This is a genomic window from Gilliamella apicola, assembly GCF_003202655.1.
Classification (GTDB): domain Bacteria; phylum Pseudomonadota; class Gammaproteobacteria; order Enterobacterales; family Orbaceae; genus Gilliamella; species Gilliamella apicola_R.
This window is the reverse complement of the sequence record NZ_QGLR01000018.1, coordinates 34,442-52,106: the sequence shown is the minus strand read 5'-3', so window position 1 is coordinate 52,106 and position 17,665 is coordinate 34,442. Positions and strand designations below refer to the sequence as shown.

The following is a 17,665-nucleotide window of genomic DNA, read 5'->3' as shown; positions in this document are numbered from 1 at the left end:
TCACCAGTTCTTATCAACGGTGATTAATAGAGGTGAATTAAACATCGCAACCGGTGAAATTACCGTCTCTTGATAAGGGATCTTATCGCCATAACGTTGTTTTAATTTTTGTTTAACCGCTGGTGATGTTAGGTTAAAATCTTTAATCGTTTGTAATTTACCAATTTTTAAATTAAGTGCTTTATTGTAAATTTTCCAAACTAATTCTGAACAGTAAATATAGTTATCATCCCAACCAAACCAAATATCGTAAGGCTTGTTTTCAAATGTGTGAGCGACTTGCTTTAAATTGGTAATTTCTTTAGCTGATAAGGTATGATCTTTTAACCGTTTAATCACATATTTTTTATTTTTTCCGCGATTTATCCATTTATCTAATGGCGTATAAACCACTTTACTCGCCGCTTCAAAAACATAAGGTTTACCATTTTTAGTAAAAATGATACCCATATGACTATAAGGTGAATTAGTTGCTTGCTCAACAGCTTTGCTTTGGTTTGATTGAGAAGATTGGAAAATGATATCACCATCTTGAGGTAGATAATCTGCTATAGCCGTATAGCTAGTGAAAAGTAATCCTATAATGAAAATAAAACGCATAAACAGTGACTTAAAAAATAAACTAAAGTAGTAGTATATGCTAAAACAGCTACTTAACAAAATTTTTAAGTAGCTGATGTTTTAATAATTAATCCCGATTACTAAAAATGGAAGTTGATTTTGTTTTGTACATAACTTTGCTAGCACGAGCAAAACGGATCGCTTTAAAAATCCCCAACAAACTAGCTTGGTGCATTCGATACAACAATCGATGAATGATGAGTGCAAACCAGCCTTTTACACTCATTTCACTTTTTCCTGCTATTTTCACCACACCTTGTGCAGTATCGTGTAAAGAAATGATTGTACCATTATCAGTATACTTAAATGATTTTAATGGATTGTTATTTAGTATATTGATAATGTTTTCATAACAGATTTTTGCCATTTGATGCGCGGCTTGAGCGGTAGGTGGTGAGGCATGGCCATTATCTTGCATCGCATAAGCACAGTCACCAATAACAAAAATACTATCATCACGTGAAGTTTGCAATGTTGGTTTTACTACCAATTGATTGGAACGGCTTGATTCTAAACCAGCAATTTCTTTCAAATAATCAGGTGCTTTAACCCCAGCAGTCCAGATCATAATATCAGCTTTGATGGTATCGCCTTCTTTTGGATAAAATCCATCACTTTCGGCTTTGGTAATCATGGTTTTAGTTAACACATGAATACCTTGTTTTTCAAGTGTTTTAGTGATGCTTGCTGCGGTCTTTTCAGGAAGAGCAGGTAAAATCCGATCGGTTGCTTCAATAACCGACACATCTAAAAGATCGGAACACATCTTATTACGACCGCAGGCGCCAAATGTTTCCACCATATGTGGTAGTTCAGAAGCTAATTCTACGCCGGTTGCACCACCACCCACGATAGCAATGCGGATTTTATCTTCCTCACTGCTTTGATCATTATCGATGATGGAACAAAAACTGGTGAATTTATTGATTAAGGTTTCACGTAATCGTATAGCGGCATTTTGATCATCTAAGAAAATACAATGCTCTTTTACACCAGGGGTACCAAAATCATTAGAGGTACTACCAATGGCAATAACTAAAATATCATAATCAATAGTTAGTGTTTCGTCTTGGTGATTGATGATAGTAATTTGTTTTTGGTCACGATCAAGGTTAGTAAAAGTACCTTGGGTAAATTCGAAATTATGCTGTTGTCCTTGAGCGGCATAAAAGATATTATCAACTTGTTCATCAAGTACACCAGTTGCAACCTCATGCAATAATGGTTTCCATAGATGATAACTGTTTTTATCAATTAAGGTTATTTGCGCTTTATCCGTTTTGCCTAACTTATCACCTAGGTCGGTAGCGAGTTCTAAACCGCCGGCACCACCACCTATAATAATTATTTTTTGCATATTTCAAGCCTTATTTTTTAAACTAAAAATATCATACTAAATAAGTAGGTTTTTATCTATTTCTTTTGACTGATAACATTTATAAATGAAATCTATTGAAATGGTGGTTTGCAATTATTGAAATTTATTTAAGGGTGCAATAGAATATCTTTTAATGTAGTTGTAAATAATCCCATGTAGTAGCCTTACTTTGTTATAGAAATATAGCTTTGATTGTTTAAGTAAAGCACTATATCCTGTGATATAGTAATCATTATTGATGTATATTAATTCTAGATTGCATACAATTATCCTAGTTCTTTAGGCCTTATCTTACAATTGTCACTCAAAATAAATTTATGAATAAAAAAATATTTATTGTTATTGCATTGATTGTTATTTTAATTTCGATGACGATCTTAATACGTGCTCATAATAGCCAGCTTATTTTGCAAGGCGAAGTTGACGCACCCAATGTTAGCATTTCCTCAAAAGCCAAGGGGAGAGTGCAAGTTATTCATGTCAATCGTGGCGATGATGTTAAACAAAATGATGTTTTAATTACGCTCGATAGTCCTGAACTTTTAGCCCAAGTTAAAGCAGCTGAAGCTGGGCGGGACCAAGCTAAAGCGCAAGTTGAACTTTCGCAAAACGGCACCCGTGAAGAAAGTATCCGCTATTATGAGGCATTACTTGAACAAGCTAAAGTTGCTTATGACAACGCCTCGAAAGAGTACAACCGTAATAAAGCCATTTCGGCAAAAGGATTTGTATCGCAATCAATATTGGATAATGCCCTTAAAACGCGTGATGCTGCTTATCAACAAGTTCTATCAGCTAAAGCCAATTTAGATCAAGCGCAAAATGGTGATCGTATTGAGCAACGCGAAATCTATAATGCTAAATTGAAAGAGGCAGAAGAGCAGCTTAAACAATTACAGATTCAATATGATGATCTGCAAGTTAAAGCACCGGTCGATGGCGAAGTCGGTTCAATTCCTGCTGAAGTTGGTGAGTTGTTTAATCCTAATAGTCCTCTATTAACGGTTATTCGCTTACCACAAGCTTATTTCGTGTTTAACATTCGTGAAAATATTATGCCTAATATTCATAAAGGTGATCATGTTAAACTAGAAGTTCCAGCGCTTGGCAATAAAGAAGTTGAAGCTGAGGTGCGTTTTATCTCACCAATGGGTGATTATGCCACTAAACGAGCTACGCGAGCGACAGGTGATTTCGATTTAAAAACCTTTGAAATTAGACTTTATCCAACTAAACCTGTTGAAGGCTTACGCGCAGGTATGAGTACATTATGGAAAATAGACAACTAATTTCAGATTTCTGGCACCGATTTAAAGATGCATTTAACGATGAAATCCCAGTTATATTTAAGCGCTTTACCTTTCATTGGTTAATGTGGATTTTACCGCTGATTATATTTGTTATCATCAGCAGTATTTTCTATCGAGGGGTATTATTTGACCTACCAGTAGGTTATGTTGATCAAGATAAAAGTACCTTATCTCGTGAAATTATTCGCGATCTTAATGCTGGAGCGCACGCAAATCTAACTAATTATGATAATCAGCTAAAAATGGCTGAACGTGATTTAGAGAAAGCTAAAATTTACGCTATTCTCTATATACCGCCTAATTTTGAAGCCGATGTGTTAGCCGGTCGTCAACCGACACCAATGCTTTATTATAATGCTTTATATTATAGTGCTGGTTTATATTCCATCATGGATTATTCCGGATTAATTGCCTCATTAAACACTCAATATCGTACCACTCTGGCTACCAGTATTGGTTTGCCGGTACCGAAACTTGCACAAGTTAATTTCAATTATGATGGATTATTTAATGCCAGTGGTAACTCAATGTACTTTCAGCAATTTTCTGCGGTAGTACATCTATTACAATTATTTGTAGTGACCACAACGATTCATATTCTCTCGCGATTACCTAAAAGAACTCGACCTAATTATCCATTTGTATTAGGTAAGCTAGCGCCTTATACCATTTGGTACACTATGTTATTAATGTTTGAAATAGCCATGCTGGTTCTATTTTCTGATGCTCGAGTATCAGGTTCGCCATTCGCTATGATGTTGGTTGTGTTCTTTTATGTGATTGCGGCGCAAAGTATTGGTATTTTGCTCTATACGTTTACTAAAACAGTATTAGATGCCTATACCTATATTGGTGTGTTAGTCGGACTGGCCTTAACCTATTCGGGGGTAGTGGTACCTGAATTATCGATGCCTTGGATAGCTAGATTTATCTCTTCTTTAGAACCTTTAACTTATGCGCTTAATAAATTGTTCGATCTTTTTTTGCGGCATTCTAGCTATCTATCCGTATTAAAAACCTGTGGTATTTTAATGATCTATCCAATCATTATCACAGTGCTAGTTAGAAAACGTTTAGTCAAACGTTTACATTCACAGTAAGAGGCAATATTGGGATGCTTAAGCTATTTTTATCTTCAGCTGTAAAAATGTTTTTCTACATGCTCATGCGACCAATGTGGTTATTGCTATTAGTATCTGTTTCATTAATGAGCCTAGTTTATATTAATGGTACCATCACCAATTTGCCCGTTGCGATCGTGGATCAAGATCATACTGCCACTAGTCGAAGCTTGATTCGTTCTCTAAATACCAGTTCTAAAATTGATGTGCTTACTTATGAAAGTTCATTAGAAGCTTATGATGATATTAACAACCGTAAATTATTTGCGGTATTTACCATTCCCAGAGATTTTGAAAAACGCCTGTTAAACGGTGAAGACGTGACCATCCCTGCCTATGGAGATGCCTCTAGCCGTTTAGCTAATGGTTTGATACAAGTCGATATTCGAGGAATATATCAACAAATATTAACCGAATATAATACCCGGGTAATGCGTAATGCTGGTTTTTCTGATCCGCAGATTAATATCATCTTATCGCCAATAAAAGGGCAAACTATGCCGCTTTATAACGCCGGTATCAGCTTTGCGGCAATAACTTTTCCTGGATTATTAGTCATGTTGTTGCAACACTCTTTTTTGATTGCCTCAACGCGTACCAACATTACTTTACACTCCTTGCCACAAGGCAAGCCACCGAGGATTGTTATCTTCGGAAGTTTATGCGGTCTTATTCCAATTTGGCTATTTTTGTCTTTGGTCCTATTTGGATTATGGCCTTGGGTGCTTGGTTACCGGCAATTAGCTAGCATACCGGCGATTTTGGTGATGACATTTCCGCTATTATTAGGCGTATTAGGTTTAAGTAAATTACTCACTGAATGTTTACATCGAACTGAGATGATTTATCTTACTTTAGCCTTTTTGACTACGCCGGTATTTTACCTTTCGGGTACCATATGGCCGCTTGATGCTATGCCGTTTTGGGTACAAACGGTATCGCGAATGTTACCATCAACCTGGGCGACCAATATGATTGCCGGTGTCAATCAGATGGGATTAGGTTTATCAGATAATTTATTTAATATATTTATGATTCTTTTTCTTGGGGCAATTTATGGGGCATTAGGCTTTTTTATTGCGGCATTACGAGAAAATAAGGTTAGAGGATATATCAAAAAAGTAAAAAAACTGATGCGCTCAAGTAATCAGAAAGTTAATAATAAATCCTCAATTAGTTAGTGTAAAAAGGTGAATATACTATCAATTACTGTTATCATAAATACTTAAGTTTTTTCAAATAAATAACTAGTTTTATGTTCAATAAATATTATCCATGGATGATTAGTTTACGCCCTAAAACGTTAGTATTATCGCTTTCTGCTATTTTGATGGGAAATGCGCTTGCGTATTGGCAACAATCTTTTGATTTATCAATTATGCTGTTATCAATTATTACCGCATCGTTATTACAAATTTTATCCAATTTGGCCAATGATTATGGTGATGCAGTTAAAGGTAGTGATCAGCAAAACTTATTGGGGCATAAACGAGGATTACAGCTGGGATTAATCACCCTTGAACAGCTGAAAATAGCGCTTTGGATTACTGTTATACTATGTATTATGTCAGGGCTGGTTTTACTCGTTTTAGCCTGTAACAACTATCAACAGTTACTGATTTTTGTCTTATTGGGATTAGGTGCAATCATTGCCGCAATTACTTACACCATAGGGAAAAAACCGTATGGTTATATTGGACTAGGCGATCTCTCCGTTCTGATTTTTTTTGGCTTAGTTGCAGTCATTGGTAGTGACTATTTACAGACCAAAGTGTTATCAGCATCAATAGCTTTACCGGCAATTGCCAGTGGTTTGTTGGCGGTTGGAGTGCTTAATATTAATAATCTGCGTGATTATGACAGTGATAAACAAAACCATAAACGGACATTGATAGTTCTGATTGGCAAAACTTACGGTTGTTGTTATCACTTTCTTTTATTAATGGTATCATTGAGCTTATTTGCGCTATTTGCTTACCAAAATCTCCATACATATTACAGTGGATTATTTCTATTAACGTTACCACTATATATAAAACATATTTATTTGGTGTTTAAATTTAAGACAGCTAAAGAAGCGGCACCGTTATTAATACAAATGGTCAAACTTGCTTTATTAACTAATTTACTTTATTGTTTGGGTATTATTTTGAGCTAGTTCACGTTTATGCCAAATTTATATAGTTTTACTTCATGTTAGCGTTATACTAGAATCAAATAGATATTACAGTTAAAGGAGACTCGACCATGGAATTTGAAACATCAATTCTTTGCGATTACTACCCAGAAGATGTAAACGTCGTAGAACCGATATTTAGTAACTTTGGTGGTGTGACTTCGTTTTCAGGCCAGGTTGTTACAGTGAAATGTTTTGAGGATAACGGCATATTGTACGAAGTGTTACAGTCCGATGGTGCAGGAAAAGTACTGGTTATTGATGGCGGTGGTTCGGTGCGTCGAGCATTGATAGATGCCGAATTAATCGATATTGCCCTGCAAAACCAATGGGAAGGTATCATTGTTTATGGAGCGGTACGCCAAGTTGATTATATCGCCGATTCTGAAATTGGAGTACAAGCACTAGCGGCAATTCCTGTTGGCTCTGATGATCAAGGTGTTGGTGAAATAGATATTCGCGTTAACTTTGGTGGTGTGACGTTCTTCTCTGGCGACTTTATCTATGCTGATAATACTGGCATTATCTTATCTGAAATTGCGCTTGAAATAGACGATAAATAAATCGCATAGCATATTTATAAACCGCTGTACTTTTGAAGTGCCCCCATAAAGTTGGACACTTTTACAGCGGTTTTTTAGGTAAAAAACTTTCCTCAACCTTTTGGCTATCGCACAGTATCTTGTGCGGTTCTTGTTCGGTTACGAATGTAACCACCCGTGACGGTAATGATTAATCCTGCTATTTCCATGTCTAATAATTTAATGGTTAGCTCAGGAATGGGTAAATTAACAAGGGACGCAATGGTATCAACTGGAATTGGTTGATGGTGAATAACGGCAAAAATGTCAGGATATAACACACTATTACTCTCTTGGTTATCAAAATCACTTTGTCTTTCAATTGTGGATAAAAAGCCACTATAATGTTCTAAAATATCAGTTGGTTCGGTGACTAAATAGGCACCTTGTTTGATTAAATAATGAGTACCATGGCTATTTTGATTATCGATATCCCCCGGCAATGCAAACACATCACGATTTTGTTCAAGCGCATAACGAGCAGTAATAAGTGATCCACTTTTTTCCGATGCCTCAACCACAAATGTCCCTAAACTTAATCCACTAATAATACGATTGCGGCGCGGAAAGTATTCGGATCTTGCTTTTTCAAATGGATAAAATTCTGAAATGATAGCCCCATTTTGTGCCAAAATATCATTGGCTAATCTAACATTTGAACGAGGTGTAATTTGCGCTAAACCGCTCCCCAAAACGGCAATAGTATTTCCTGATACCTCAAGTGCACCACGATGACAGATCGCATCTAAACCCAGTGCCAGTCCGCTAGTTATCGTCAAACCATTAATGGCTAATTCACTAGCAAAATATCGTCCCCATTGTGCACCATACTCACTAAATTCACGACTACCTACCATCGCAATTTGTGGTGAATGTAATAACTGTTTATTGCCCATAACAAATAACAATGGCGGTGGTGAACTTATCTGTTTAAGCAATATTGGATAATCGGAATCACAATAGGCAATCAAATATTTGGCAGGATAAGGTGTGGCTAACCAATCGAGTACTGGTTCAAAATGAAGATAAGAGGTTTGAAAAAATTGCTCTTGAACCGTTTTGGATAAACCTAGTTTATCTAACAATAACGATACATCATTGATGTTATTTGGCAGACCATTGCTAAAGCAAAGACTAATTCGCTCAAAACAGCCTATTCTTTTATGACCAAGCATTGAAATTCGTAATAAAAATTCATATTTACTCATTACTGTCCTTTTTTATCTACATCGTTGCTTGGTGCCAAATCTAAAATTGATTAGATATATTTTACCAATAGTCAACTAAGGCTATTCACCGGCATCATAAATGTTTACAATGTAGGCGAATCTGAAAAAACACAAAATTGAGGAGTAGATCGAAGAATTTATGGCTATTTTACCGGTATTACGTTTCCCAGATGAACGACTTCGCAAAATCGCAAAGCCTGTCTCTAATTTTACACCAGAGCTACAAGAAATTATCGATAACATGACTGAAACTATGTACGCTGAAAATGGTATTGGACTTGCAGCGACGCAGGTGGATGTGCATGAACAGATCATTGTGATTGATGTGTCAGAAGATCGAAGCCAGCTTTATGTGATTATCAATCCGGAAGTGATCAGCCAAGAAGGCGAAACTGGCATTGAAGAGGGATGTTTGTCGATACCTGACTGCCGTGGATTTGTACCAAGATCAGAAAAAATCAAGATCAAAGCATTAGATCGTGAGGGTAATCCTTATGAAATTGATGCTGATGAACTGTTGGCGATTTGTATTCAGCATGAAATGGATCACTTAAAAGGAAAACTGTTTGTCGATTATCTTTCGCCATTAAAGCGTCAACGTATTGAACAAAAGATGAAAAAGCTAGCTCGTGAAGAGCAAAAGAATCGATAGTATAAACCGCCACTATATTTTGACATAAAAAGCTCCCCCAGTAATTGGTTGTCCAACTATTGGGGGCACTTCAAATTTGGCGGTTTTTAGTTTAAGCGACCATTATTTAGCGACAATTACCATCGCTGGTCGAATAAGTCGGCCATTAAGTGTATAGCCTTTTTGGATAGTATTTACAATTTGTCCTGACTGATGTTCAGGCGATTCAACCATACTAATTGCTTGGTGCAGATCTGGATTAAGCTGTGAATCAGCTGTATTGATTACGTCAATGCCAAATTTTTTGACCGTATCTAAAAATGATTTTAAGGTTAACTCTAACCCTTCCACTGTTGCTTGGTGTTCTGGATTATTTTTATCGGTAGATTCTAACGCACGCTCAAGATTATCAATTACCGGTAGTAGCTCATTTGAAAATTTTTCTAACGCAAATTTACGTGCTTTATCTACATCTTGCTCAACACGTTTGCGAACATTATCAATTTCTGCTCGAGCACGAATCATTGCTTCGCTTTCATTTTTCTTAGCTATTTGCAGTGCTTGTTCAAGTTCGCTAATACGTGCATCTTTAGCCTTTAACTGCTCTTCAACACTTGGTTGTGATGGGGTTTGTTCTTCAGTTGTTTGCTCAGCAGCGGTTTCAATGTTTGTCTCATTTTCTGACATATTGTTCTCTTGTTCAGTCATACGGTACTCCAAATTTAGTCGAAAACTTAGTGAATAACAGTTATTATGGGGATAATTTTTATTATTACAAGTTTAACGATAAGATGATATCGTGTTTTTTAATTGATAACTAAAAAATAATTGTACTTAAGTCAAAAATAAACAAGGATATTTTATGGGTAGACCATTTAAATGTGTTGGTTTGGTTGGGATTCCACGTAAGTTAGAGGCGATTGAAACTCACCAAGTACTATATGACTGGCTAGTTAACTTAGGTATTGAAGTTTTGGTTGAAGATCAATTAGCGCAATACATTAAATTCCCAAGCAATGTATATGCATCATTAGATACTATTGGTGAGCAAGCCGATTTAGCGATTGTGGTGGGTGGCGATGGTAATATGTTGCGTTCAGCCCGTCACTTATCACACTATAAAATCAAAGTCATTGGCGTAAATCGTGGTAATTTAGGTTTTTTAACCGATATTTCTCATGATCATGTCATCGAACAATTAACCCCAGTTATCAAAGGTGAATATGATGATGATCCTCGATTTTTGCTGGAAGTATCAATCTATAGTGATGGTCAGTTAATTAATTCTGGTTTTGCGGTAAATGAAATAGTGGTTACCCCCAATACGGTTGCCCATATGATTGATTATGATGTCTATATCAATGAGCGTAATGCATTTTCGCAGCATGCGGATGGCTTAATTATTGCCACACCGACCGGTTCAACCGCGTACTCACTATCGGCCGGTGGTCCGATCCTTGCGCCACATTTAGATGCGTTAATTATTACACCAATGTTTCCACACTCGTTAGCGGTTAGACCATTGGTAATAAAAAGTGATAATCCTATCCATCTTAAATTTCCCACAACCGCGTTGGATCTTAATATTGCTTGCGATAGCCAAATTATTTTACCGATTAAACCGACACAAGATGTGATTATTCGTCGCTCAGATTATGAATTTAATTTAATCCATTCGAAAGATTATGACTATTTTAATAATCTTTCGAGCAAACTAGGTTGGTCGCAGAAAATGTTTTAGTGGAAAATTATTACTGCAAGTAAATTATCATTTAAAGATAAATCTATCTTTAAATGATAAAGGTTAAGGCATAAACCGTTAATGATGAAAAGATTGCGGCGATCACATCATCAACCATAATGCCAAATCCACCCGGCACGCGTTTATCAAACCAGCGGATTGGCCAAGGTTTTGCCATATCAAAGACTCTAAAGGCGACAAAAGCAATAGCAATCCATAAAACAGATATTTGTGGAATAAAAAATAGGGTGATCCACATACCAACAAATTCATCCCATACTATATGCCCTGAATCATGGGTGTGAGTATCATCCGAGGTTTTTTGACATAAAAAACAACCAAAAATAAAGGCGACAACTATAAACACCCAATATAAATATGGTTGCAGACCATCAAATAGCAGCCAAAGTGGAATAGCCATTGCTGATCCCATTGTGCCGGGCATAATAGGTGACATTCCCGATCCTAAACCCACCGCGAGTAAATGGATAGGATTTGTTAATTGCACATATTTTTTAAAGTCTCTATTTCGCTCTTGTTTTGTCATTATGTTAAAGGTCTGTTAGATAAAATAATGCCGACTTAAAGTCGGCAAAAAACGGTTTAGCTAAATCAAGCTAAGCATTAGTGATAATCAACTATATTATTCGTCTTTAGTTAACGTTGCAACCATTACCGCTTTTATCGTATGGAGGCGGTTTTCCGCTTCGTCAAATACGATGCTATGTTTTGATTCAAAGACTTCATCGGTGACTTCTAAACCATTTTGCAAACCATATTGAGCTGCCATTTGTTTGCCCACAGTGGTATTCATATCATGGAAAGCCGGTAAGCAATGCATAAATTTCACATTTGGGTTGCCAGTTAATTTGATCACATTTTGATTGACTTGATATGGTGTTAATAATTTTACTCGTTCATCCCACACTTCTTTCGGTTCGCCCATTGATACCCATACATCGGTATAAAGAAAATCTACATCTTTGACACCTGAAGCAACATCTTCCGTTAAAATAATTTTAGCGCCGGTGGTTTTAGCGATTTCTTGACATTTTTGTACTAACTCAGCTTCAGGTTGGCAAGCTTTTGGAGCAACTAAGCGAATTTCCATACCCATTAATGCAGCACCTTCCATTAAGGAATTGCCCATATTATTTCGTGCATCACCTAAATAGGCAAATTTAACACTGTTTAATGCTCTATCGCCAATATGTTCTTTCATGGTCATAAAATCAGCTAAAATTTGCGTTGGGTGTGCTTCGGTAGTTAAACCATTCCAAACCGGCACGCCAGCATATTTTGCTAAAGTTTCAACAATTTCTTGCCCATAACCACGATATTCAATGCCATCATACATTCTACCTAATACCCGAGCGGTATCGGCAATCGACTCTTTGTGTCCGATTTGACTACCACTTGGCCCTAAATAGGTAACTTGTGCACCTTGATCAAAGCCACCTACTTCAAATGCACAGCGTGTACGGGTTGAGTCTTTTTCAAAAATAAGGGCAATATTTTTACCAACTAAATGTTTTTTTTCGCTACCGTGTTTTTTGGCTTTTTTTAATTCGATAGCAAGCTGAATCAGCTGGTTAATTTCTGTTGGGGTGAAGTCGAGTAAACGTAAAAAATGGCGTTGATAAAAACCGTGCATATTGAGCTCCTAATAGCGGTAAATATTGTTACGATTTTATTTGAATAATTATGCAATTTCAAGTTAAACATTTTTAATTTAGTTAATATTATTTTTTAATCTTTGAATTGTCTAAAAAATTAGATTTTATTATTTAATTATTTTTTATAATATCGCTTTTTTTGTTCAAAAAAGTGTAATAAAATGGCCAAACATTAGATCCTAAAAAAACAGTTAAATGAATTATTATTCATAATTATTGATTATTTAATCAAAGGTTGTTTAATCATGCAAACTTATGCCCTCCTTATGTTACAAGATGGTTCACAATTTATCGGTAAGTCAATTGGTGCTAACGGTCAAACTGTTGGTGAAGTGGTGTTTAATACGTCAATGACCGGTTATCAGGAAATCCTCACTGATCCTTCTTATAGTGAGCAAATCGTTACATTAACTTATCCGCATATTGGTAATGTTGGTACCAATAGTGCCGATGCTGAATCAACGCAAGTTTATGCAAAAGGATTGATTATTCGTGATTTGCCGCTAATTGCCAGCAACTATCGAAGTGAAATGGATCTTTCCAGTTATTTAAAAAAGCATAATGTAATTGCTATTGCGGATATTGATACCCGTCGTTTAACTCGTATTTTACGTGAAAAAGGGGCACAACATGGTGTGATCATTACCGCAAATGATAAGCAGACCTTATTAGATAAAGCCGAAAATGCCAAACAGGAAGCACTAAATTATAAAGGGTTAAGTGGATTAGATTTGGCTAAAGAAGTGACTTGTAAACAAAGTTACACATGGACTTATGGTATTTGGACCAGACAACAAGAGCATCCTACACCAAAAGCGGAAAGTGAATTGCCTTACCATGTGGTTGCTTATGATTTTGGCGTGAAACAAAATATATTACGGATGTTAGTTGCGCGTGGATGTAAGTTAACTGTTGTTCCGGCTAAAACACCAGCAGATGAAGTACTGGCACTAAATCCGGATGGAATCTTTTTATCAAATGGCCCAGGAGATCCGGCGCCTTGTACTTATGCCATTGAAGCGATTAAGAAGTTTCTGACTACTGATATTCCAGTTTTTGGTATCTGTTTGGGTCACCAACTGTTAGCACTAGCCTGTGGAGCTAAAACTATCAAAATGAAATTTGGTCATCATGGAGGCAATCATCCAGTTAAGGATCTAGAAAATAATCGTGTCATGATTACCGCGCAAAATCACGGGTTTGCTGTCGATGAGAGCACCTTGCCAGCACATTTACGCACTACACATAAATCCTTATTTGATGGCTCATTACAAGGGATTCATCATAATCAGAAACCTGCATTTAGTTTTCAAGGACACCCTGAAGCTAGTCCGGGCCCCCACGATGCTGCGCCACTTTTTGATCACTTTATCGAATTAATTAAAATTTATAAGCAGGAGCAATAATATGGCTAAGCGAACAGATATTAACAGTATTCTAATTATTGGTGCAGGTCCAATTGTTATTGGTCAAGCTTGTGAATTTGATTATTCAGGCGCTCAGGCATGTAAAGCTCTACGTGAAGAAGGCTATCGTGTAATTTTAGTTAACTCCAATCCGGCAACCATTATGACCGATCCTGAAATGGCGGATGCCACCTATATTGAGCCAATTCATTGGACATGTGTGCGCAAAATTATTGAAAAAGAGCGACCCGATGCCATTTTACCAACGATGGGCGGACAAACGGCATTAAATTGTGCATTAGAGCTTGAAAAACAGGGTGTATTAAAAGAGTTTAATGTTGAAATGATCGGTGCTACCGCCGATGCGATTGATAAAGCCGAAGATCGCAAACGCTTTGATCAGGCAATGAAAAAAATTGGGCTGGATACTGCACGTTCGGGTATTGCTCACTCATTACCAGAAGCTTATGCTGTACTGGAACAAGTGGGCTTTCCTTGTATTATTCGTCCATCATTCACTATGGGCGGAACCGGCGGTGGCATCGCTTATAATCAAGAAGAGTTTGAAGAAATCTGTACTCGTGGACTTGATTTATCCCCAACCAATGAACTCCTGATCGACGAATCACTAATTGGTTGGAAAGAGTATGAAATGGAAGTTGTGCGCGATAAAAACGATAATTGCATTATTGTTTGTTCGATTGAAAACTTCGACGCAATGGGCATTCATACTGGTGATTCGATAACAGTTGCGCCGGCACAAACTTTGACAGATAAAGAGTATCAAATCATGCGTAATGCCTCAATTGCGGTATTGCGCGAAATTGGTGTTGAAACTGGCGGTTCAAACGTGCAATTTTCGGTTGATCCACAAACCGGACGATTAATTGTCATTGAGATGAATCCTCGGGTATCACGCTCTTCGGCGTTAGCCTCTAAAGCAACCGGCTTTCCTATTGCCAAGATTGCAGCTAAATTAGCCGTCGGTTATACACTTGATGAGCTTTCCAATGATATTACTGGTGGTAAAACGCCTGCTTCTTTCGAACCTTCTATTGATTATGTGGTGACTAAAATCCCACGGTTTAATTTTGAAAAATTTGCCGGTTGCAATGATCGCTTAACCACACAAATGAAATCAGTAGGCGAAGTGATGGCAATTGGCCGAACATTCCAAGAATCGATGCAAAAAGCACTTCGCGGTTTAGAAGTAGGGGCGAGCGGATTAGATGAAAAAATCGATGATGCTAGCGATGAAAAGAATCTTGCTAAAATTCGATACGAACTACAAGAGGCTGGTAGCGATCGCATTTGGTATATAGCCGATGCTTTTCGCGCTGGTTTTACCGTTGATGAAGTGTTTTTATTAACACATATTGATCGCTGGTTCTTAGTGCAAATAGAAGAATTAGTGCAAATAGAAAACCGCTTAAAACAGCAAACGATTGAAGATCTTGATCAAGAGGCCTTATGGCAACTTAAACGTAAAGGCTTTTCGGATCTGCGTATTGCTAAACTGCTTAATACTCAAGAACAAGCCGTGCGAGATCTGCGCGTACAATATGATATTCACCCAGTTTATAAACGTGTGGATACCTGTGCAGCCGAGTTTTCAACCGATACCGCCTATCTTTACTCAACCTATGAACAAGAGTGTGAGGCCAATCCACAATTTAATCGTAAAAAGATTATGATTTTAGGAGGAGGACCTAATCGTATTGGACAAGGGATTGAATTTGATTACTGCTGTGTACATGCTGCTTTAGCTTTACGTGAAGACGGCTTTGAAACCATTATGGTAAATTGCAATCCCGAAACGGTTTCAACCGATTATGATACTTCCGATAGACTCTATTTTGAGCCGGTTACCCTTGAAGATGTGCTTGAAATTGCCCACGTTGAAAAACCTGATGGCGTGATCGTACAGTATGGTGGACAAACTCCGCTGAAATTGGCGCGGGCTCTTGAAGCTGTTGGAATTCCAATTATTGGTACTTCACCTGATGCCATAGATAGAGCTGAAGATCGCAAACGCTTTCAAGAAGTAGTCGATAAATTAAAATTAAAACAGCCTGTTAATGCCACCGTAACCGATATCGATGAAGCAGTAATCAAAGCAGAGCAAATCGGTTATCCACTTGTGGTGCGTCCATCTTATGTATTAGGCGGACGGGCAATGGAAATTGTCTACAATGAACAAGATTTACGCCGCTACTTTAAAACCGCAGTAAGTGAATCCAATAATGCGCCAGTACTGCTTGACCACTTTTTAGATGATGCCATTGAGGTGGATATTGATGTGATTGCCGATGGCGAACAAATCGTTATTGGTGGCATTATGGAACATATTGAACAAGCCGGTATCCACTCGGGGGATTCAGCTTGTTCACTGCCAACTCATACCTTAAGCCCTGAAATTTTAGCTGAACTGCGAAAACAAGCGAAACAATTGGCGTTTGAACTTAATGTAAAAGGTTTAATGAATGGGCAATTTGCTGTCAAAGATAATCAAGTTTATCTGATTGAAATTAATCCGCGTGCAGCGCGTACGGTGCCATTTGTCTCGAAAGCGACAGGCTTACCACTGGCTAAAATTGCGGCTCGCGTCATGACAGGGCGATCGCTTGCCAAGCAAAATGTCACCCAAGAAGTGATTCCGCCTTATTACTCAGTTAAAGAAGTGGTATTACCATTTAATAAGTTTAGCGGTGTTGACCCAATTTTAGGGCCTGAAATGCGCTCAACCGGTGAAGTTATGGGAATTGGTAAAACGTTTGCCGAAGCTTTTGCTAAAGCACAACTTGGTAGTTTATCTAACATGAAAAAATCTGGTAAAGCATTACTTTCTATTCGTGAACAAGATAAACCACGTCTATTAGAAGTTGCTAAACGATTAATCGCTCATGGATTTACTATTGATGCCACACTTGGCACAGCAAAAGCATTGCAACAAGCAGGAATTGCCTGCCAAATTGTCAAAAAAGAGAATGAAGGTCGGCCAAATATTCATGATCATATTAAAAATGGCGAGTACAGTTATATTCTTAACACGACCTCAGGGCGAGCAGCTATTGAAGCTTCTAAAATTCTGCGCCGTAGTGCTATCCAATATAAAGTCCATTACGATACCACTATGAATGCTGCTTATGCCACAACGTCGGCACTAGATTACGATCCTGCCAACAGTGTGGTGCCATTACAGGCACTTTATCAATAAGCCAAAAGACGAGCAATGCTCGTCTTTTTTATAAATATATCAAGTTATAATTTATTTTTTAAGCCTTTCCTGCCGCCATCGCTAAAATATCTGCTTCGGTTAATTTGTGAGTCGGATTAGCAAACGCGTAGCAAGTTGGTTTTTTATCAATAAAGACTTCAGCTGTGAATTTTAACTCTTTAATATCGTCAAAGATCCAAGCAGCAATATAGTAATTTTGCGTACCTTTTAAATGATAATAAAGATGAGAGCCACACTCTTTACAAAATGCTCTTTCCGCCCATTCTGATGAGTTAAAATGGGTAACGTTTTCTTGTCCTTCTATCGTTAAATCACCACTGTGCGCTAAGGTCATTAAAGGCCCTGCACTCCATTTACGACAAGTTTGGCAATGACATGCACTAAACTCCGTATTGGCAAATGGCACAGATAATTTAACTTTTCCACACAAACAAGCTCCATGATATTGAGTTGACATACTTATTTCCTTTTTTCTTATTAAAAATTTTATGTAATTGTAAAGATGTTAGCATAATGAATTATCAACGAGAATAAATTTTGTTATAAAAATATTGAGA

General features: G+C 37.3%; 16 protein-coding genes. 9 read left to right on the top strand and 7 right to left on the bottom strand.

From position 1 onward, the window contains the following. Positions 1-600, bottom strand: coding sequence for a YiiX family permuted papain-like enzyme (locus tag DKK70_RS15300; RefSeq protein WP_110434758.1), 600 nt, complete (start codon positions 598-600; stop codon positions 1-3). 88 nt (positions 601-688) lie between these two features. Then, entirely contained in the window at positions 689-1,978 is a 1,290-nt protein-coding gene (locus DKK70_RS15295; protein ID WP_110434757.1) for an NAD(P)/FAD-dependent oxidoreductase, read from the bottom strand. Positions 1,979-2,316: 338 nt separating this feature from the next. Between DKK70_RS15295 and DKK70_RS15290 the strand changes: the two genes are divergently transcribed. From DKK70_RS15290 to rraA, 5 genes are all read left to right on the top strand, one after another. After that, positions 2,317-3,288: an HlyD family secretion protein gene (locus tag DKK70_RS15290; protein ID WP_110434756.1), complete on the top strand. Its 972-nt coding sequence runs from the start codon at positions 2,317-2,319 to the stop codon at positions 3,286-3,288. Further along, positions 3,270-4,409 (top strand): ABC transporter permease, encoded by a 1,140-nt coding sequence (locus DKK70_RS15285; protein ID WP_110434755.1) that lies wholly within the window; start codon positions 3,270-3,272, stop codon positions 4,407-4,409. Before DKK70_RS15290 ends, DKK70_RS15285 begins: the two co-directional genes overlap by 19 nt. 14 nt (positions 4,410-4,423) lie before the next feature. Beyond that, a complete protein-coding gene (locus DKK70_RS15280; protein WP_110434754.1) occupies positions 4,424-5,611 on the top strand; it encodes an ABC transporter permease in 1,188 nt (395 codons plus the stop codon). Between the two features lie 74 nt (positions 5,612-5,685). Then, a complete protein-coding gene (locus tag DKK70_RS15275; protein ID WP_110434753.1) occupies positions 5,686-6,588 on the top strand; it encodes a 1,4-dihydroxy-2-naphthoate polyprenyltransferase in 903 nt (300 codons plus the stop codon). Positions 6,589-6,677: 89 nt separating this feature from the next. Further along, positions 6,678-7,169 (top strand): ribonuclease E activity regulator RraA, encoded by a 492-nt coding sequence (rraA, locus tag DKK70_RS15270; RefSeq protein ID WP_110434752.1) that lies wholly within the window; start codon positions 6,678-6,680, stop codon positions 7,167-7,169. Between the two features lie 104 nt (positions 7,170-7,273). On the opposite strand, the gene dprA is transcribed toward rraA, so the two are convergent. Then, positions 7,274-8,395 carry a DNA-processing protein DprA gene (gene dprA, locus DKK70_RS15265; RefSeq protein WP_219999841.1) on the bottom strand — a complete coding sequence of 374 codons (1,122 nt, stop codon included), beginning with the start codon at positions 8,393-8,395 and terminating at the stop codon, positions 7,274-7,276. 160 nt (positions 8,396-8,555) lie between these two features. Between dprA and def the strand changes: the two genes are divergently transcribed. Next, positions 8,556-9,068, top strand: a complete 513-nt coding sequence (def, locus tag DKK70_RS15260) for a peptide deformylase (protein WP_110434751.1) — start codon at positions 8,556-8,558, stop codon at positions 9,066-9,068. 102 nt (positions 9,069-9,170) lie between these two features. On the opposite strand, the gene grpE is transcribed toward def, so the two are convergent. Then, positions 9,171-9,755, bottom strand: a complete 585-nt coding sequence (gene grpE, locus DKK70_RS15255; protein ID WP_110434750.1) for a nucleotide exchange factor GrpE — start codon at positions 9,753-9,755, stop codon at positions 9,171-9,173. 154 nt (positions 9,756-9,909) lie between these two features. On the opposite strand from grpE, the gene nadK reads away from it, so the two are divergent. Next, on the top strand, positions 9,910-10,788 hold the full coding sequence (nadK, locus tag DKK70_RS15250) for an NAD(+) kinase (protein WP_110434749.1): 879 nt from the start codon (positions 9,910-9,912) through the stop codon (positions 10,786-10,788). Between the two features lie 49 nt (positions 10,789-10,837). Here nadK and DKK70_RS15245 read toward each other — a convergent pair whose 3' ends face one another. Together DKK70_RS15245 and argF are read right to left on the bottom strand one after the other, a co-directional pair. Further along, a complete protein-coding gene (locus DKK70_RS15245) occupies positions 10,838-11,335 on the bottom strand; it encodes a phosphatidylglycerophosphatase A family protein (RefSeq protein WP_110434748.1) in 498 nt (165 codons plus the stop codon). A gap of 96 nt (positions 11,336-11,431) precedes the next feature. Continuing rightward, on the bottom strand, positions 11,432-12,442 hold the full coding sequence (gene argF / locus DKK70_RS15240) for an ornithine carbamoyltransferase (RefSeq protein ID WP_110434747.1): 1,011 nt from the start codon (positions 12,440-12,442) through the stop codon (positions 11,432-11,434). Between the two features lie 267 nt (positions 12,443-12,709). Between argF and carA the strand changes: the two genes are divergently transcribed. Together carA and carB are read left to right on the top strand one after the other, a co-directional pair. Then, on the top strand, positions 12,710-13,870 hold the full coding sequence (carA, locus tag DKK70_RS15235) for a glutamine-hydrolyzing carbamoyl-phosphate synthase small subunit (RefSeq protein ID WP_110434746.1): 1,161 nt from the start codon (positions 12,710-12,712) through the stop codon (positions 13,868-13,870). A gap of 1 nt (position 13,871) precedes the next feature. Next, positions 13,872-17,087, top strand: coding sequence for a carbamoyl-phosphate synthase large subunit (carB, locus tag DKK70_RS15230; protein WP_110434745.1), 3,216 nt, complete (start codon positions 13,872-13,874; stop codon positions 17,085-17,087). A 58-nt stretch (positions 17,088-17,145) separates the two neighbouring features. On the opposite strand, the gene DKK70_RS15225 is transcribed toward carB, so the two are convergent. Then, on the bottom strand, positions 17,146-17,565 hold the full coding sequence (locus DKK70_RS15225; RefSeq protein ID WP_110434744.1) for a GFA family protein: 420 nt from the start codon (positions 17,563-17,565) through the stop codon (positions 17,146-17,148). Positions 17,566-17,665 lie beyond the last annotated feature (100 nt).

What these genes read in the sequence shown, in the direction of transcription:
- DKK70_RS15295 (WP_110434757.1), bottom strand. Translation starts at nt 1,978, where the DNA reads ATGCAAAAAATAATTATTATAGGTGGTGGTGCCGGCGGTTTAGAACTC.
- dprA (WP_219999841.1), bottom strand. Translation starts at nt 8,395, where the DNA reads ATGAGTAAATATGAATTTTTATTACGAATTTCAATGCTTGGTCATAAA.
- DKK70_RS15225 (WP_110434744.1), bottom strand. Translation starts at nt 17,565, where the DNA reads ATGTCAACTCAATATCATGGAGCTTGTTTGTGTGGAAAAGTTAAATTA.
- carA (WP_110434746.1), top strand. Translation starts at nt 12,710, where the DNA reads ATGCAAACTTATGCCCTCCTTATGTTACAAGATGGTTCACAATTTATC.
- grpE (WP_110434750.1), bottom strand. Translation starts at nt 9,755, where the DNA reads ATGACTGAACAAGAGAACAATATGTCAGAAAATGAGACAAACATTGAA.
- argF (WP_110434747.1), bottom strand. Translation starts at nt 12,442, where the DNA reads ATGCACGGTTTTTATCAACGCCATTTTTTACGTTTACTCGACTTCACC.
- carB (WP_110434745.1), top strand. Translation starts at nt 13,872, where the DNA reads ATGGCTAAGCGAACAGATATTAACAGTATTCTAATTATTGGTGCAGGT.
- nadK (WP_110434749.1), top strand. Translation starts at nt 9,910, where the DNA reads ATGGGTAGACCATTTAAATGTGTTGGTTTGGTTGGGATTCCACGTAAG.
- DKK70_RS15290 (WP_110434756.1), top strand. Translation starts at nt 2,317, where the DNA reads ATGAATAAAAAAATATTTATTGTTATTGCATTGATTGTTATTTTAATT.
- DKK70_RS15275 (WP_110434753.1), top strand. Translation starts at nt 5,686, where the DNA reads ATGTTCAATAAATATTATCCATGGATGATTAGTTTACGCCCTAAAACG.
- def (WP_110434751.1), top strand. Translation starts at nt 8,556, where the DNA reads ATGGCTATTTTACCGGTATTACGTTTCCCAGATGAACGACTTCGCAAA.
- DKK70_RS15280 (WP_110434754.1), top strand. Translation starts at nt 4,424, where the DNA reads ATGCTTAAGCTATTTTTATCTTCAGCTGTAAAAATGTTTTTCTACATG.
- DKK70_RS15245 (WP_110434748.1), bottom strand. Translation starts at nt 11,335, where the DNA reads ATGACAAAACAAGAGCGAAATAGAGACTTTAAAAAATATGTGCAATTA.
- rraA (WP_110434752.1), top strand. Translation starts at nt 6,678, where the DNA reads ATGGAATTTGAAACATCAATTCTTTGCGATTACTACCCAGAAGATGTA.
- DKK70_RS15300 (WP_110434758.1), bottom strand. Translation starts at nt 600, where the DNA reads ATGCGTTTTATTTTCATTATAGGATTACTTTTCACTAGCTATACGGCT.
- DKK70_RS15285 (WP_110434755.1), top strand. Translation starts at nt 3,270, where the DNA reads ATGGAAAATAGACAACTAATTTCAGATTTCTGGCACCGATTTAAAGAT.